This is a genomic window from Mesorhizobium sp. LNJC405B00 (assembly GCF_000502615.1).
In the GTDB taxonomy this organism is placed as follows: domain Bacteria; phylum Pseudomonadota; class Alphaproteobacteria; order Rhizobiales; family Rhizobiaceae; genus Mesorhizobium.
In genome coordinates, this window is the sequence record NZ_AYWC01000005.1 from 207,726 (window position 1) to 225,298 (window position 17,573).

Below are 17,573 nucleotides of genomic sequence, written 5' to 3' on the forward strand. Positions count from 1 at the left end.
CGCATGGCCAAGATCATCATACGCAACGAGATCCGCTTCATCCTCAATGGCAGGGATGTCGCGCTGTCGTCGGTGGCGCCCGACGCGACCTTGCTCGACTGGTTGCGGCTCGACCGCTCGCTGCGCGGCACCAAGGAAGGCTGCGCCGAGGGCGATTGCGGCGCCTGCACGGTGCTGATCGGAAAATTGTCCGCCGGCAAGCTGGTTTACGAAAGCGTCAATGCCTGCATCCGCTTCCTCGGTTCGCTCGACGGCACCCATGTCGTCACCGTCGAGCATCTGCGCGGCGCGCCTGGCCAATTGCATCCGGTGCAGCAGGCGATGGTCGATTTCCACGCTTCGCAATGCGGCTTCTGCACGCCGGGCTTCGTCATGTCGCTCTACGGCCTGTGGATGAAGTCGCCGGACCCGTCGAATGCGGCGATCGAAAAGGCCTTGCAAGGCAATCTTTGCCGCTGCACCGGCTATGAGGCGATCATGCGCGCCGCGCGTGCCATCTCCAGCTACGGCAAGGCGGCGAAGGATCCGCTGGCGGCCGAGCGCAAGGCGATCACCGCCAGGCTCGAGGCTATGCATGACGGTGCCCGCGTCGAAATCGGCGCCGGCAAGCTGAGGTTGGTCGTCCCGGCCAACGCCGATGATTTCGCCGCTGTACTGGATAAGGAACCCGACGCCACTGTTGTCGCCGGCTCGACCGACGTCGGCCTGTGGGTCACCAAGCACATGCGCGACATCTCACCGGTAGTCTTCATCGGCAATCTCGAGGGGCTGTGCGCGATCTCCGAAGACAATGACGTCATCACCATCGGAGCCGGCGTTACCTACACCGACGCCTTCGCGACACTGGCCAAGCGCATCCCCGCGCTCGGGCCATTGTTCGACCGCATCGGCGGCGAACAGGTACGAAACATGGGCACCATCGGCGGCAACATCGCCAATGGCTCGCCGATCGGCGACACGCCGCCGCCCCTGATCGCGCTTGGTGCGCAACTGACGCTGCGCCGCGCCAAGAAGCGGCGCACCATCGCGCTCGAGGATTTCTTCATCGCCTATGGCAAGCAGGACCGGCAGCCAGGCGAATTCGTCGAGGCCGTGCACGTTCCCGTGCCGGCCAAGGGCACGAAGTTTGCCGTCTACAAGATCACCAAGCGCCGCGACGAGGACATCACCGCAGCCCTTGGCGCCTTTTTCCTCGACTTGGCCAAGGACGGAACCGTGGCCGATATATGCATCGCCTATGGCGGCATGGCGGCCACCCCGAAGCGGGCTTTCGGTGTCGAAAAAGCGCTGCTCGGCAAGCCGTGGACGGAGACAACGGTGGAAGCGGCCATGGCTGAATATGCCGGCGATTTCACCCCGCTGACCGATATGCGGGCATCGGCCGAATACCGGGCGCTGGCGGCCAGGAATCTGCTGCTGCGCTTTTTTGCCGAAACCAGCGGCAGCAAGGCGCCGTTCCAGGTGTCACGCAACGAGGCGGCCTGATGAACAAGCACGCCTCTCCAGATCTCAAGGCGCAGAAGATTTCCGGTGGCGTCGCCGCCGACCAGCGCCACGATTCCGCGCACAAGCATGTCAGCGGCAGCGCGGTCTATATCGACGATATGCCGGAACCGGCGGGCATGCTGCATGGCTGCCTCGGCCTGTCCACGGCGACGCATGCGACGATCAGCAAAATGGATCTGTCGGCGGTGCGCGCGGCGCCGGGCGTCGTCGATGTGCTGACGGCCAAGGACGTTCCGGGCGAAAATGACATTTCGCCGACCGGTCGACACGACGAGCCGGTGCTGGCCGACGACAAGGTGCAGTTTTATGGTCAGCCGATCTTCTGCGTTATTGCCAAGACGCGCGAACAGGCGCGCCGCGCCACCCGGCTGGCCAAGGTCGAATACAGTCCATTGCCTTTCGTCACCGACATTGGCGATCTCGACCCCCGCAAGGACAAGCTGGTCACGCCGCCGCTCACGCTGAAGCGTGGCGATGCCGCTGCCGCGATCAAGGCGGCGCCGCGCCGGCTGAAGGGCAAGATGCGCATCGGCGGCCAAGAGCATTTCTATCTCGAAGGCCATATCGCAGTGGCCATTCCTGGCGAGGACCAGGACGTCACCATCTATTCCTCGACCCAGCATCCGAGCGAAGTCCAGCATATGGTCAGCCATGCGCTGGGCGTGCCGAGCAACGCCATCACAGTGGAAATCCGCCGCATGGGTGGCGGCTTCGGCGGGAAGGAGACGCAAGGCAACCAGTTTGCGGCATTGGCTGCGATCGCCGCCAAGAAACACCATCGCGCGGTCAAGATCCGGCCCGACCGTGACGACGACATGATTGCCACCGGCAAGCGCCATGACTTCCTCGTCGACTACGAAGTAGGTTTCGACGACGCCGGCAACATTCTTGGCGTCGACTTCATGTTCGCGGCGCGTTGCGGCTTTTCATCGGACCTGTCCGGCCCGGTCACCGACCGCGCGCTGTTCCATTGCGACAACACCTATTTCTGGCCGGCGGTGCATGCGCAATCGGCGCCGCTTTACACCAACACCGTGTCGAACACGGCGTTTCGCGGCTTCGGCGGCCCGCAAGGCATGGTCGGCGCCGAACGCGTCATCGACGAGGTTGCCTTTGCCGTCGGCAAGGACCCGCTCGAAATCCGCAAGCAGAATTTTTATGGCACCAGTGGTGATAAAGACGGGGGCCGCAACGTCACCCCGTATCACCAGACGGTCGAGGACAACATCATCCACCGCATCGTCGCCGAGCTGGAGGCGAGCGCCGACTATGCGGGGCGCCGCCGCATCATCCAGGCCTTCAACGCCAACAGCCGCTTCATCAAGCGCGGCCTGGCGCTGACGCCGGTCAAATTCGGCATCTCTTTCACAGCCACCCACTACAACCAGGCCGGCGCGCTGGTGCATGTCTACACCGACGGTTCGGTGCATCTGAATCACGGCGGCACCGAGATGGGGCAAGGCCTCTACGTCAAGGTGGCGCAGGTGGTGGCGGAAGAGTTCCAGATCGACCTCGACCAGGTCAAGATCACCGCGACGACCACCGGCAAGGTGCCCAACACTTCGGCCACCGCGGCGTCGTCCGGCACCGACCTCAACGGCATGGCGGCGCAGAACGGCGCCCGCCAGATCAAGGAACGGCTGACCGACTTCGCCGCCGAAAAATACCAGGTGCCGCGCGAGCAGGTGCTTTTCCTGCCCAACCGGGTGCGCATCGGCAACCAGGAGATCGCCTTCACCGACCTTGTCAAGCAGGCCTATATGGCCCGCATCCAACTGTCGGCGGCGGGTTTTTACAAGACGCCGAAAATCCACTGGAACCGTGACAAGGGCGAGGGCCGTCCGTTCTATTATTTCGCCTATGGCGCCTCGTGCTCGGAAGTCTCGGTCGACACGCTGACCGGCGAATATGTCGTCGAGCGCACCGACATATTGCATGAAACCGGCCGCTCGCTGAACCGCGCCATCGATCTCGGCCAGATCGAGGGCGGCTTCATCCAGGGCATGGGCTGGCTGACGACGGAGGAGCTGTGGTGGGACGACAAGGGCCGGCTGCGCACGCATGCGCCGTCGACCTATAAGATCCCGCTCGCGTCCGACCGGCCGAAGATATTCAACGTCACGCTGGCCGACTGGCCGGAGGCCAACGAGCCGACGGTGCACCGTTCCAAGGCGGTCGGCGAACCGCCCTTCCCGCTCGGCATGTCTGTGCTGCATGCGCTGTCGGACGCGGTGGCAAGTGTGGCCGATCATAAGGTCTGTCCGCGTCTCGACGCTCCTGCAACACCAGAACGGGTGCTGATGGCGATCGAACGGCTGAAGGGTGAAGCCAAGAATAGCGCCTGACTCTGACCTGGATTCTGGCAAAACGTGCAATTCAGACTGAAAAACCCTATATTTCCCGTACGGGAATGCGAAATATGAAGTCGAAAGTGCAAAGGCTCAGAGCTTTTCTCGCCAGCGCCGGCCGGCTTGCTCTGGTCGAAGTGGCCGGCACCAAAGGCTCGACCCCGCGCGAGAAGGGCGCCTTCATGCTCGTATCGCAGGCGGCGATTTTTGGCACGATCGGCGGCGGTCAGCTCGAGTACATGGCGATCGACAAGGCGAGGCAGATGGTGGGGTCTTCACCCTCCCCCTTGTGGGGAGGGTCGCTGCGCAGCAGCGGGGTGGGGGTGCGGCACCGACCCCCACCCGGACCTGCGGTCCGACCTCCCCACAAGGGGGAGGTAGGGGGCTGGCGCTTTTCGCGACGGCTACGATTTCGACAGGATAGNCCGTTTCGCCAACGACGCGTCGAGTCGCTTGCTCACCGACCCTCCCCACAAGGGGGAGGGTAAAGAAGCCCGCATCGGCTTCGACGAAGTCTGCGCCACGCTTGACGTGCCGCTAGGCCCCGAGATCGGCCAGTGCTGCGGCGGGCGCGTCGAAGTCTTGATCCGTGTCGTCGATGCCGCGCTTACTGCCGAGCTGATCGCGGCCGCAGAAGCCGAGGAAGCCCACCTGCCGCATGTCTATATCTTCGGCGGCGGCCATGTCGGCCGGGCGCTGGCCGCGACGGTAGCACTTCTTCCCGTGCATGGTGTCGTCATCGAGACGCGGGCCGAAGCGCTGGAAGGCATGCCGGAAACCGTCGAGACGCGGCTGACGCCGATGCCCGAGGCCGAGGTGCGAAACGCCCCCGCCGGCACCGCCTTCGCCATCCTCACCCACGACCATGCGCTGGATTTCCTCATCGTCGCCGAAGCGCTGAAGCGCGACGACGCGGCCTATGTCGGCATGATCGGCTCGAAAACCAAGAGAGCGACGTTCAGGAACTGGTTCCTGAAATCGGCGGAGGGCACGGAGGCTGAGTTCGCCCGCCTCGTCTCGCCGATCGGCGGCGATGCGGTCAAGGACAAGCGCCCACCGGTCATAGCTGCGCTGGCCGCGGCCGAGATCATGACGGCGCTGGTCGCGCACGGCGCGGCACCGGCGGTAAGCCAGCAGGCGCGGCAAGGCCAAGAGGTAGCCGGCTAATCTTTTTTATCCGACCGCTTCAGGCCAAGATGATCTCGCAAGGTGCTGCCTTCGTATTCCCGACGGAACAGTCCGCGCCGCTGCAGTTCCGGCACCACCAGCGTGGCAAAGGCATCGAGCTCGCCGGGGAAGTATGACGGCATGACGTTGAAGCCGTCCGCGCCGCCGCCCTCGAACCGCGCCTGCAATTCGTCAGCGATCCGCGCCGGCGTGCCGACGATACGCCAATGGCCACGTGCGCCGGCGAAATGGCGGGCAAGCTGGCGGATCGACAGGCCGTTGCGGCGCGATTGTTCGATGACCAGCGCCTGGCGGCTTTTCATGCCCTCGGTCTCCGGCAGTTCGGGCATCGGTCCGTCGATCGGATAGCTCCCGAGATCGGAGATGCTGAGATAGCTGGACAGCAGCGCCACGCCGACATCGTCGGGGATCAGCGCCTGCAATTCCTCCTGTTTCTCCCGCGCTTCGGCCTCGGTTTCCGCCACCACGGGGGAGACGCCCGGCATGATCTTGATGTCGTCGGGCTGACGCCCATAGGCAGCCATACGGCCCTTGAGGTCGTCGTAAAAGCCCTTGGCTTCCTCGAGGGTCTGCGCCGCCGTGAACACGACGTCGGCGGTGCGGGCGGCAAGGTCGCGGCCGACATCCGAGGCGCCGGCCTGCACCATCACCGGCGCGCGCTGCGGCGAGCGCGGCAGGTCGAGCGGGTCGCGCACCGAAAAGCTCTGGCCGTTGTGACCGTGAAAGCCACTGCCTTGCCAAAGTCCTGATACCACCTCGGCGAATTCGCGCGCCCGCTCGTAGCGGTCGGCATGGGGTTTCAGGCCCATCGCGCCGAAATTGGCGGCTTCGATGGGGCTGGCCGACGTCACCAGGTTCCAGCCAGCCCGGCCACCACTCAGATGATCGAGCGACAGAAAGGTGCGCGCCAGCCCATAGGGCTCGTTGTAGCTGGTCGAGGCCGTCGAAACGAGGCCGATGCGGCTGGTCTGGACGGCGAGCGCGGACAGCAGGCTGATCGGCTCGAAGCCGATCGAGCGTGAGGTCTGGCTGGCGATGCCGACATTGGCTTCGCGCAGACCGGCGGCGTCCTCGCAGAACACCATGTCGAACTTCGCCGCTTCCGCCGTGCGCGCCAGCTGGATGTAATGATCGATGTCGATGCCTGCAGTAACATGCGCCTTGGGGTGACGCCAGGCGGCGATGTGGTGGCCCGTCGCCCACAGGAAGGCGCCAAGCTTCATCTGGCGGGTCATTGCGCTCCTCCGGCAAGTCTGAGATGAGAGCGCAAGGTGGTGCCGGGATAATCCGGGCGGACGAGGCCGCGGCGCTGCAATTCCGGCAGCACGCGGCCGATGAAACCGTCAATCGCCGCAGGCGGTATTGCGATGTTGAACCCGTCGCAGCTTTGCGAGCTGAACCATGTTTCGAGCGCGTTGGCAGCGACATCTGCGCCAACGTTCAGCAGCAGCTTGACCGCACCCGGATCGCGTCCGCAGGCCACAACGCGGCGCTTGAGATCGTCATGGCGCGCCTTGGGGTCCTTTGTGGGTCTGTCCAGCAGGACGACATCGGCAGTGCGGGCAGCCATATCCAGGTCGGCCTCGGACAGGCCGGACAGCACCAGCACCGGCGTATCCTGCGGCGAGCGCGCGACGTTCAGCGGCCCGCGCACGGAGAAAAATTCGCCCTTGTGGTCGAGCAGGTGCATTTTTTCGGGATCGTGGAAGCGGCCGCCGATCTTGTCGAACAGCAGCGCGTCGGCATCCCAGCCCTGCCACAGGCGCTGAACGATACCGATGTATTCCTGCGTGCGGCGGCGGAACACATCGTCGGAAAATCCATCCGGCCGGCTGAAATTGGCGGCTTCCCGTGGCGCCTGCGCCATGGTCGCGTGCCAGCCGGCGCGGCCATGGCTGATGCTGTCGAGCGAAGCAAAACGGCGCGCCAGATTGTACGGCTGGTGAGCCACCGTCGAGGCTGCAGCGACAAGGCCGATCCGACTTGTCACCGTCGCCAGCGCCGCCAGCAAGGTCGTCACTTCGAAAGAACTCGACCCGGCGCTGTTCGGCGCGGAATCATCGAGGACAATCATGTCCAGCCCCGCCGCTTCCGCTTGCTTGGCAAAGCCGGCCAGGTCGCTGAACCCGAGCGGCTGCCCGGAAGTAATGTTGAGCGAAACGGCAAGATGCATTGTGGCTTGCTGGTCAGTCGGCATGGGACCATCGATCATAGGGCAGCGTATGCGAACCTAAGGTCACCTGCTTGTAAGACAACCCTGGCGACTGGGCCAACAGCCCCTCACTTGCCGGCCAGCAAATCCTTGATCAGCCGCTGGCAACGCTCGGCCATGAAGTCGAGCAACAGCCGCACCTTCGGGTCCTGCAGCTTCTTGTGCGGATAGACGGCGGCGAACTGCACCGGCGTTGGCGGCGTGCTGGCCAGGATGACCTGCAGCCGCCGGTCGCGGATGAAAGGTTCCACTTCGAAGCGCGGCTTGTTGATGATGCCGCGGCCCGACAGCGCCCAGCCGGTCAGCACATCGCCATCGTCGGTGTCGTAGGGGCCGTGCACCTCGAATTTCTGCGGGCCGGACGGCGTCTGCAGCGTCCAGACATATTCGCGCGCCCCGGAATAGCGCAGCATCAGGCAGTCGTGCTTCTTGCCGATCAGCTCCTGTGGCTCCACCGGCTCGCCCCGCGCTTCGAGATATTTCGGTGCCGCCACCAGCACGCGTTCACATTCCATGATGCCGCGCATCCGCAGGCTGGAATCCTCAATGATGCCGAGCTTGAAGGCGACGTCGATGCCTTCCTTCATGATGTCGATATTGTGGTCGGAGAGCCTCAGCCGCACCTCGATATCGGGGTATTTGTCGTGGAAATCCGGAATGCCCGACGCCACCAGCCGCCGTCCAAGGCCGAGCGGGGCGGTCACCTTGATGGTGCCGCGCGGCTGGCCGGAAAGAGCCGAGACCGCGGCTTCCGCCTCGGTGATCGCCTCCAGCACCTGCTTGGCGCCGGAGTAGAACACCGTGCCATGCTCCGTCGGCATCAATTGCCGTGTGGTGCGGTTGAACAGCCGCACGCCGAGGTGTTTTTCCAGCTCCTTGATGCGGTTGGAGGCGACCGCCGGCGAAATGCGCATGTCGCGGCCCGCCGCCGAGAGATTACCAAGCTCGACGACGCGGACGAAGACGGCGATGTTGTCGAGATAGGCCATTCGTGGCTCTTTATGTGGCGGCGTACGTGGTCAGCCTAGTATTTTCCATTTTTTTTTGAAAGTCATCGTACACCTCGCCTCTTTTCGTTTGCGCCCCACACCGTAAAGTCAGCCGATCGGCAGGGACGATTTCACATGATGGATTTCGCGATTTTCTGGGACTGGCTGAGTTTCGCCGTGCGCTGGCTGCACGTCGTCACCGGCATCGCCTGGATCGGCTCGTCCTTCTATTTCGTCGCGCTCGACCTTGGCCTGCGCCAGCGCCCCGGCATGCCGGTCGGCGCATTCGGCGAGGAATGGCAGGTGCATGGCGGCGGCTTCTACCACGTCCAGAAATATCTGGTGGCGCCGGCCGAAATGCCGGAACACCTGACCTGGTTCAAGTGGGAATCCTACGCCACCTGGCTGTCCGGCTTCGCCATGCTGTGCGTGGTCTACTATGCCGGCGCCGACCTGTTCCTGATCGACCCCAATGTTCTGTCCATGTCGGTTCCCGTGGGCATCCTGCTGTCGATGGCGACGATCGGCGTCGGCTGGGTTGTCTACGATCTGCTCTGCCGGTCGCCGCTCGGCAAAAGTGACACCGGACTGATGCTGGTGCTCTATGGCGTTCTGGTGTTCATCGCCTGGGGTCTGACGCATCTGTTCACCGGCCGCGCCGCTTTCCTGCATCTCGGCGCCATCACCGCCACTATCATGTCGGCCAATGTCTTCATGGTGATTATTCCAAACCAGAAGATCGTCGTCGCCGACCTGATTGCCGGCCGCAAGCCCGACCCGAAATACGGCAAGATCGCCAAGCAGCGCTCGCTGCACAACAACTACCTGACGCTGCCCGTGCTGTTCCTGATGCTGTCGAACCACTATCCGCTGGCGTTTGCGACGGAGTTCAACTGGGTCATCGCCTCGCTGGTGTTCATCATCGGCGTCTTGATCCGGCACTATTTCAACACCGTGCATAAGCGTGCCGGCAACCCCCACTGGACCTGGATGGCGGCTGCGGTGCTGTTCGTCATCATCATGTGGCTGTCGACAGCGCCGAAAATACTGACCGGCGAGCCCAAGGCATCCGCCGCGGCCGAAGTCTATATCGCCTCGTCGCATTTCCCGGCGGTGCGCGACACCGTGCTTGGCCGCTGCTCGATGTGCCATACGGCCGAGCCGGTCTATGAAGGCATCTACCATGCGCCGAAGGGCGTGATGCTCGACACCGACGCCGGCATTGCCGAGCATGCGCGTGAAATCTATTTGCAGGCCGGGCGCAGCCACGCCATGCCGCCCGCCAACGTCACCCAGATCAGCGACAAGGAACGGGCGCTGCTGGTCGCCTGGTTCGAAGGCGCAGGGAAATAGGGATGACCTCCACACTTCTGCGCGGCCGCACCCTAAGTTTTTTGCGCTGGCCCGAAGCCATCGACGACCATGCCGCCTGGCGCTATGAGGAGGATGGCGGCCTGCTGATCCGCGACGGCCGGATCGTTGCCGTAGGCAGCTACACGGAAGTCGAAAAGCAAGCGGGCGACGGTGCGAAAAAGATCGATCATCGGCCGCATCTGCTGCTGCCCGGCTTCATCGATGCGCATGCGCATTTTCCGCAGATGCAGGTCATTGCCTCCTACGGCGCCGAACTGCTCGACTGGCTGAACACCTACACCTTTCCCGAAGAGACCAAATTCGCCAACGCCCAGCATGGCCGCCGCATCGCCCGGCTGTTCCTGGACGAGATGGTGCGCCACGGCACGACGACGGTCGCCGCCTACTGCTCGGTGCACAAGGCGTCTGCCGAAGCGTTCTTTGCCGAATCGCATGCGCGCGGCATGCTCAACATTGCCGGCAAGGTGATGATGGATCGAAACGCGCCGGCAGGCGTGCTCGACACGCCGCAATCCGGCTATGACGATACGAAGGCACTGATTGCGGAATGGCACGGCAAGGGCCGCCAGCTTTATGCGATCACGCCGCGCTTCGCCATCACCTCTTCGCCCGAACAGTTGGAGATGTCGGGCGCGCTCTGCCGCGAGCATCCCGATCTGCATATGCAGACGCATCTGTCGGAAAACCACGCCGAAATCGCCTTCACGCAAAAACTCTATCCGCAGGCGCGCGACTACACCGATGTCTACGAGCAGTATGGCCTGCTGGGGCCAAAGAGCCTGTTCGGCCACTGCATCCATCTCTTGGAACGCGAGGCCGATGCGCTGTCGGACAGCGGCTCGGTGGCGGTGTTCTGCCCGACCTCGAACCTGTTCCTCGGCTCTGGCCTGTTCGATTACCAGCGCTTTCGGCGCCGCGACAAGCCGCTGCGCATCGCCGCGGCCAGCGATGTCGGCGGCGGCACCAACTATTCGATGCTGCGCACCATGGACGAGGGCTACAAGGTGATCGCGCTGACTGGCGAAAAGCTGAACCCGTTCCAGTCCTTCTGGCAATTAACACGTGGCAATGCCGAGGCGCTGTCTATGGCGGACAAGGTCGGCACGCTGGATGAAGGCACCGATGCCGACATCACCGTGCTCGACGCCCGCGCCACGCCGGCGATGCGGCTGAGGATGGAGACTGCGGAGACGCTGGCGGAGGAGTTGTTCCTGCTGCAGACATTGGGCGACGACCGCGCGGTGCGCGAGGTCTATGTTGCGGGGCGGCCGGCCAAGAGTGATATGATCGCGGGTTAGGACTCATCATCCGCGCGGGACAAGATGATGATTGCGCCTGGTTGCCAAGAGGTTCCCCCACTCCGTCGCCGCTTCGCGGCGCCAACTCTCCCCCCTCCGGAGGGAGAGGAAGGGAGCCTTTGCTTCGGAGGACGGGCGCCGGCTCGGACAGCTTTGCGCCCTTCCTATACCCCGTCGATCGGGGGAGAGGTGTCGAGAGAAGCTCGACGGAGTGGGGGGCGACCCTGGCGGGGCAAGACCACCACCGCGACGAGACCTTGACCGGGCGGAGCTTGTCGTACACACGATTTGTGACGATTTCGGAGAACAAAAATGGCCGCCGCAGACGACATCGCTCTGATCCAGAAACAGGAAGAGACGCTGGTCTTCCCGGCCTTCGACGAGGCCGTCGCCTTCAAGGTCGGCGCGGCGATCCGCGAGCGGGCGCTGGCCGAAAAGCTGCCCATCATCATCGATATCAGGCTGTGGGATCGGCCGCTGTTCTATGCCGCGCTGCCGGGTTCGAACGCCTCCAACCCCGATTGGGCTCGACGCAAGATCAATGTGGTCAAGCGCTACCTCAGGAGCACCTATCGCCTGGTGCTGGAACAGCAGCGACCGGGCCGCACCTTCAAGGTCGGCGAGGGGCTGGATATTGCTGATTACGTACTGGCCGGCGGCGGGTTTCCGGTGACTGTAAAGGGGGCTGGCGTGATCGGCGTCATCGCCGTCTCCGGCCTGCCGGAACGCCAGGACCACGGCGTCGTCGTCGATGCACTGTGCGATCATCTCGGCGTTGATCGGACACAATTGGCGCTGCCGCCGGAAGATAAATCGTGACGCTAGCGCTGCCCCTCATCCGCCTGCCGGCACCTTCTCCCCGTATAGTGACGGGGAGAAGAGAAGCACCCCAACGCCGGCGAACCCCTCTCCCCGTCTCTATACGGGGAGAGGGTAAGGGTGAGGGGCGGCGCCGGCTTTTCGGAAGCTCGCAAACCGCGGATGGCGGCCAATTATGACCGTGCTCGACCCAAAATCCTTTCTCATCTCGATCTTCAATGCCGCCGTTGCCGCTGCCGATCCGGAACGAACGATCAGGGATCACCTTCCGGCCAAGCCGAAGGGCCGCACCATCGTCATCGGCGCCGGCAAGGGCTCGGCGCAGATGGCCGCCGCGTTCGAGAAGGTGTGGGATGGCCCAATCGAAGGGCTGGTCGTCACCCGTTACGGCTATGGCGCCAAATGCGAGCGCATCGAAATCATCGAGGCGGCACATCCGGTGCCGGACGCTGCCGGTCTTGAGGCGTCGCGGCGCCTGCTCGAAAAGGTGCAAGGGCTGACTGCGGACGACCTGGTAGTGGCGCTGATATCGGGCGGAGGATCGGCGCTACTGCCGTCGCCTGCCGCCGGCCTGACGCTCGCCGACGAAATCGCCGTCAACGAGGCGCTGCTTGCCTCCGGCGCGCCGATCGCGGCGATGAACACCATCCGCAAGCATGTCTCAACCATCAAGGGCGGCCGGCTGGCAGCTGCCGCCTGGCCGGCCAAACTGGTATCACTGGTTGTCTCTGACATTCCCGGCGACAACCCGGCCCTGGTGGCCTCCGGCCCGACCGTGCCCGACTCCGGCAACCGCGCCGATGCGCTGGCCTCGATAGCGGCCTATGGCATGAAGCTGCCCGACGCCGTCATGGCGCACATCAACTCGCCAGAGGCCGATGCGCCAGATCTGGATGACCAGCGCTTTTCACGCAATGAAGTGCACCTGATCGCCTCGGCTGGCGTGTCGCTGGAAGCGGCAGCCGCTGAGGCAAAACGGCAGGGCATCGAAGCCGTCATCCTCTCCGATTCCATCGAGGGCGAGGCGCGCGAGGTCGGTGGCGTGCATGCAGCCATTGCGCGCGAAGTGGCGACGCGCAACCGGCCGTTCAAAAAGCCGGTGCTGATCCTGTCCGGCGGCGAGACGACCGTGACCTTGCGGGCCCCTGTTGACGAAAAAAGGGGCAAGGGCGGCCGCAACTCCGAATTCCTGCTCGCCTTTGCCATCGGCATCAGCGGCGCGGAAGGTATTCATGCACTGGCCGCCGATACCGACGGCATCGATGGCTCGGAAGACAATGCCGGCGCCTTTGCCGATGGCTCGACCGTCTCGCGCATGCGTGCCGCCGGCGTCGACGCCAAGGCGATGCTGGCCGGCAACAATGCCTGGACGGCGTTCAACGCGATCGGCGATCTGTTCGTGCCGGGGCCGACGGGTACGAATGTGAATGATCTGAGGGCAATCCTGATCAGTTAATTCGGCCGTGGCGGCCGAAGTTTCCAACGTTGGATTCACGACCGTAGGTGATTGGCTGAAGCCACTCAGCTTCGTCATCCCTGGGCGAAGCAGGAGCGAAGCTCCTTGTTCCGCCCGCGGATGACGATGTCGCTGAGGCTTTCGCTCATCTCACGACCCCATCAGCCGCTTCACCTCTTTCATATCCTTTAGGAACCGCTCGCGCTCAGCCTCCTTGTCCGTCGGCTCGTGAATGCGCAGGATAAAGGACGGGTGGATGGTGATGAACACGCGCAAGCCATCCTCGCGTTCGATCAACTGGCCGCGCATTTTCGTCACGGCAATGGCCTTGCCCAGCAGCGACAACGCCGCCGTTGCCCCAAGCGCCACGGCGAGGTCCGGCTTGATCAGCTCAAGCTCCCGGCCGATCCACCAGCGGCAGGCCTGGACTTCGCTGGTATTTGGCTTCGAGTGGATGCGGCGCTTGCCGCGCGGCTCGAACTTGAAGTGCTTGACGGCGTTGGTGACGTAGACTTTTTGCCGGTCGACGCCTGCGTCATCGAGAATCGCACCGAACACTTTGCCCGCTGGCCCGACAAAAGGTTTGCCGGCGAGATCTTCCTGATCGCCAGGTTGTTCGCCGACGAAGACCACTTTGGCGTCATCCGGCCCCTCGCCGAACACGGTCTGTGTCGCGTCGCGCCAGAGCGGGCAGCGACGACAACCCTTTGCAGCCTCGCGCAAATCGGAAATCGTCTTGGCATCGTCTTCATCCGGCGCCTCGGCCGGCTCGGGCTTCGGCCAATGTCTTGCCTGCAGCTTGGCGTGGTGCGGCGCCGGCGTTGTCGGCAGTCTGGCAATCATATCCCTGGCGGCCTCGTCCGCTCCTGCGATCAGATCTGGAATGAGCGAGGCCTCGGGAAGGTTCCGCCAATATTTCTTCGGCATCTCCTTCTGCATCGCCTTCACCTTGAGCCGCGCCGGGTTGAAGATGTTTTCGAAATAGGTCAGCCACAACGCCTCGGTGTCGTCCTGATCGGGTGCATCGCCCTTGGCCGCACCCGGCCCGATCGCCAGCCTTTCGCCGTTCCAGTCGGCGGAGGCATAGGGCGTCAGGATGGTCCAGCGCATGCCGGTGAACCGCCGGACGAAGAAATCCGCGTTGCGCTCGACAATGAAATGCTCCGGCTCGAACCAGGCGACGTAGCGCTCGTTCTCGCCGTCGCCGATCTTCCGGAAGCGTACGAAGGCATGCATCTTATGGCTGTCGCGCCGCACCGCCTTTTCCATGGCTTCGAGCCGCCTGGTGTCGGGATCGGATGCGATCGCCAGCAGTTTCGGCTCGGTGCGCAGGCGCCAAAGCATCCAGTAGAGAAAGGCAAACCGGCCGGGGTCGGAGTGGCAGAAGGCGGTTTCGGCATGGGCGATGAACTCGCGGGGGACGGTAAGCTGCGCGCCCTCTGGCACCGCCGGCAAGGCATCTTGAGGATCATTGGCGTCGGACCCGACACCCCAACTAATATCCTCAGGCCGGACCTCATTCAGCGCCAGACGCCGTGCCGCATCGCGCCAACCGGCGAAATCGGTCTGGCTCGCTAGCCGGACAGTGTATCGGGCAAGGTCGAGCTGAGCCGGCTGCATGGTCAAAACAGCGACAGTTGTTCGCAGGACTTTACGATCGTGTCGCGCAGGCCTGTCTTGTCGGTGAGTCCGCCCGGCGACCAGCCTTCGGCGATGATGAAGGGCCTCAGCTTGGCGATCGAATGGCAGATCCGTCCGACATCTTCCAGCCGCATGCGTCGGTGGCGGCGGGTTTCAAGGATCTTCGCCACCACCTTGGTGCCCAGACCCGGAACCCGCAGCAGCGCTTCGCGGTCGGCGCGGTTGATGTCGACGGGAAACCTCGCCCGATTGCGCAAAGCCCAGGCGAGCTTGGGGTCAATGGCGAGATCGAGCATGCCGTCGCTGCTGCCGGCGAGGATTTCCGGCTGCGAAAAGCCGTAGAAACGCATCAGCCAGTCGGCCTGATAGAGCCGGTGCTCGCGCATCAGCGGCGGTTTTTGCAGCGGCAGCGACGATGACGAATCCGGGATCGGGCTGAAGGCGGAATAATAGACGCGCCGCAGGTGATAGCTGCCATAGAGCCGCGCGCTGGTGTGCAAAATGCCGTCGTCGGATGTTTTGTCGGCGCCGACAATCATCTGCGTCGACTGACCTCCGGGCGCAAAGCGTTCGCGCTTCTTGGTCCTCAGCGTCGGCTCGGCTTTTTCCTCCATCTTCCGGCGCAGGTTCGCCATGGAAAGCCGGATCGTTTCCGGCTTCTTCTCCGGCGCCAGTTTCTTGACGCCTTCATCGGTCGGCAGTTCGACGTTGATAGACAGCCGATCGGCGTAGAGCCCGGCCTGCTCGACCAGTTCGGCCGAGCTTTCCGGAATGGTCTTCAGATGAATATAGCCGGAGAATTTTTCGTCCAGCCGCAGCCGCCGCGCCACTTCCACCATTTCGGCCATGGTCTCATCCGGGGAGCGGATGACTCCTGAGGACAGGAAGAGGCCCTCGATGTAGTTGCGCCGGTAGAAATCCATGGTCAGCTTCACCACCTCGTCGATGCTAAAGCGGGCGCGGCGCACATTCGATGACGAGCGGTTGATGCAGTAGCTGCAATCGTAAATGCAGAAATTGGTGAGCAGGATTTTCAGGAGCGAAATGCAGCGGCCATCCGGCGCATAGGAATGGCAGATGCCCATGCCTTCTGTGGAGCCGATACCGCCGGATTGGAGCGAATCCTTCTTCGCCGAGCCGGACGAGGCGCAGGAAGCATCGTATTTGGCGGCGTCAGACAGGATTGCCAGCTTTTCACGGACGGTGGGTGCGCTCATCCGTTCATGATATGTTCTTGAAGGCTGCAGCGCCACGTCATTTGATGCAGGCGGCGAAAAAGTAATCGCCGCCTGATCGTCGGGCTAGCAGGACGACTGCCCGAGTTCCAGGCTCTCTCAGACCTCGTGGAGGTAGAGGTGGTAATCCAGCTCGCTGACGGTGCGGGCGACGCGCAGATACTCCGACTGCTTGATCGCCACGAAGGTGCGATGCAGATCCTCGCCAAGCGCCTCTTTCAGGAAGCTCGATGCCCGCGCCGCCTCGATCGCAGCGCGCCAGTCGACCGGCATGGTCGTGCGCGTGATGGCGGCTTCATAGCCATTCCCAGTGGTTTCGGGGCCGGGGTCGAGGCCTTCATCCAGACCCTTGATGATGCCGGCCAGCACCGTTGCCGCGATCAGGTAGGGATTGGCGTCGACACCCGACGGCCGGTGCTCGATGCGCCGGTTCTTGGCGTCGCCCGCCGGGATGCGCAGCGCCACCGAACGGTTGTTGACGCCCCAGGTCGGCGCCACCGGCGCATAGGACTGCGAGACGAAGCGCCGCCAGGAATTGGCGTGCGGCGCAAACACCAGCATCGATTCGGCCATGGTCTGGATCAGCCCGCCGAGCCCCTGCAGCAGCGGCAGCGACCAGCTTTCGCCGCCAGCCTCGGCAAAAACGTTGCGGCCGTTCTTGTCCTGCAACGAAACATGGAAATGCATGCCGGAGCCGGCGTATTTTTCGATCGGCTTGGCCATGAAGCAGGCGGTGACACCATGGCGGCGCGCCTGCGCCCGCACCAGCCGCTTCAACATGACGAGGTCGTCGGCCGCCCGCATGACATCCTTGCGATAGTTCAGCGTCAGCTCGTACTGGCCGGGCGCGTATTCGGAAATCACCGTTTCGGCCGGAATGCCTTGCGCCTTGGCCGCGGCATAGATGTCGGAAAACAGCGGCTCCATGCCGTGCAGATGGTCGACGGAATAGACTTCCGTCTTGGCCGAGCGGCGGCCGTCGAGCACGGCGTCCGCCGGCTTTACCTTGCCGTCGGCGTCACGCTCATTGGCAAGCAGGAAAAATTCGAGTTCGAAGGCGCCGGCGGGATAGAGGCCCTTGGCCGCCAAGATGTCGACCTGCCTGGCCAGCGCCAGCCGTGGGTCCGACGACATAGGCTGTCCCTCGAGATGGTACATCGCCATCAGCAACTGGCCGCGCGGCGGGTTCGTGCCGTAAAGCGGCACCAGGGTGCCGGGGATCGGCCAGGCCCTGAGGTCGCCATCGCCGGTCGTCCAGATCAGCCCGGTTTCGTGAACATCCTCGCCGGTGATGTCGAGGCCGAGGATCGAGATCGGCATGTGGCGGCCGCCCTCGAAGATGCTTTTCAGCTCATGCCGGCGCACGATCTTGCCGCGGCCGACCCCGTTGGCGTCGGTCAAGACGATATCGAAGGCTTCGATTTCGGGATGGGCGTCGAGAAAGGCTTGCGCCTCGGCGGGCGTCGAGCCCGAAGGTGAAGTCATGATTAGTGTACTCGAGTTTGGC

At 63.7% G+C, this 17,573-nt stretch carries 13 protein-coding genes and 1 pseudogene; 8 read left to right on the forward strand and 6 right to left on the reverse strand.

Annotated elements, in window-relative coordinates:
* The first annotated feature begins 3 nt into the window (after positions 1-3).
* From xdhA to xdhC, 4 genes and pseudogenes are all read left to right on the forward strand, one after another.
* The gene (xdhA, locus tag X756_RS153075; RefSeq protein WP_023729706.1) at positions 4-1,485 is read left to right on the forward strand and encodes a xanthine dehydrogenase small subunit; all 1,482 of its coding nucleotides are present in this window, start codon (positions 4-6) and stop codon (positions 1,483-1,485) included.
* Positions 1,485-3,851, forward strand: coding sequence for a xanthine dehydrogenase molybdopterin binding subunit (xdhB, locus tag X756_RS153070; RefSeq protein WP_023671377.1), 2,367 nt, complete (start codon positions 1,485-1,487; stop codon positions 3,849-3,851). The genes xdhA and xdhB overlap by 1 nt, the downstream gene beginning before the upstream one ends.
* A gap of 74 nt (positions 3,852-3,925) precedes the next feature.
* A pseudogene (locus X756_RS1000000168730) lies at positions 3,926-4,126 on the forward strand (XdhC family protein); the annotation flags it as partial.
* Positions 4,127-4,307: 181 nt separating this feature from the next.
* The gene (xdhC, locus tag X756_RS0134175; RefSeq protein WP_245264499.1) at positions 4,308-5,021 is read left to right on the forward strand and encodes a xanthine dehydrogenase accessory protein XdhC; all 714 of its coding nucleotides are present in this window, start codon (positions 4,308-4,310) and stop codon (positions 5,019-5,021) included.
* On the opposite strand, the gene X756_RS153065 is transcribed toward xdhC, so the two are convergent.
* From X756_RS153065 to X756_RS153055, 3 genes are all read right to left on the reverse strand, one after another.
* Entirely contained in the window at positions 5,018-6,277 is a 1,260-nt protein-coding gene (locus tag X756_RS153065; RefSeq protein ID WP_023729707.1) for an LLM class flavin-dependent oxidoreductase, read from the reverse strand. The two genes, xdhC and X756_RS153065, sit on opposite strands and share 4 nt — an antisense overlap.
* Entirely contained in the window at positions 6,274-7,215 is a 942-nt protein-coding gene (locus X756_RS153060) for an LLM class flavin-dependent oxidoreductase (protein WP_023729708.1), read from the reverse strand. Before X756_RS153060 ends, X756_RS153065 begins: the two co-directional genes overlap by 4 nt.
* Before the next feature lie 107 nt (positions 7,216-7,322).
* A complete protein-coding gene (locus X756_RS153055; RefSeq protein WP_023671373.1) occupies positions 7,323-8,243 on the reverse strand; it encodes a LysR family transcriptional regulator in 921 nt (306 codons plus the stop codon).
* 135 nt (positions 8,244-8,378) lie between these two features.
* Here X756_RS153055 and X756_RS153050 point away from each other — a divergent pair, with 135 nt between their 5' ends.
* From X756_RS153050 to X756_RS153035, 4 genes are all read left to right on the forward strand, one after another.
* Entirely contained in the window at positions 8,379-9,596 is a 1,218-nt protein-coding gene (locus X756_RS153050) for a urate hydroxylase PuuD (protein ID WP_023671372.1), read from the forward strand.
* A 2-nt stretch (positions 9,597-9,598) separates the two neighbouring features.
* A complete protein-coding gene (guaD, locus tag X756_RS153045; RefSeq protein WP_023729709.1) occupies positions 9,599-10,915 on the forward strand; it encodes a guanine deaminase in 1,317 nt (438 codons plus the stop codon).
* A gap of 312 nt (positions 10,916-11,227) precedes the next feature.
* Entirely contained in the window at positions 11,228-11,734 is a 507-nt protein-coding gene (locus X756_RS153040) for a heme-degrading domain-containing protein (RefSeq protein ID WP_023729710.1), read from the forward strand.
* A 175-nt stretch (positions 11,735-11,909) separates the two neighbouring features.
* Positions 11,910-13,190 (forward strand): glycerate kinase, encoded by a 1,281-nt coding sequence (locus X756_RS153035; protein ID WP_023729711.1) that lies wholly within the window; start codon positions 11,910-11,912, stop codon positions 13,188-13,190.
* Positions 13,191-13,340: 150 nt separating this feature from the next.
* On the opposite strand, the gene X756_RS153030 is transcribed toward X756_RS153035, so the two are convergent.
* From X756_RS153030 to X756_RS153020, 3 genes are all read right to left on the reverse strand, one after another.
* Positions 13,341-14,810 (reverse strand): UdgX family uracil-DNA binding protein, encoded by a 1,470-nt coding sequence (locus X756_RS153030; RefSeq protein ID WP_023729712.1) that lies wholly within the window; start codon positions 14,808-14,810, stop codon positions 13,341-13,343.
* A 2-nt stretch (positions 14,811-14,812) separates the two neighbouring features.
* Positions 14,813-16,048 (reverse strand): putative DNA modification/repair radical SAM protein, encoded by a 1,236-nt coding sequence (locus X756_RS153025; RefSeq protein WP_023694722.1) that lies wholly within the window; start codon positions 16,046-16,048, stop codon positions 14,813-14,815.
* Positions 16,049-16,165: 117 nt separating this feature from the next.
* Positions 16,166-17,551 (reverse strand): glutamine synthetase family protein, encoded by a 1,386-nt coding sequence (locus X756_RS153020; protein WP_023695949.1) that lies wholly within the window; start codon positions 17,549-17,551, stop codon positions 16,166-16,168.
* Between the last annotated feature and the right edge of the window lie 22 nt (positions 17,552-17,573).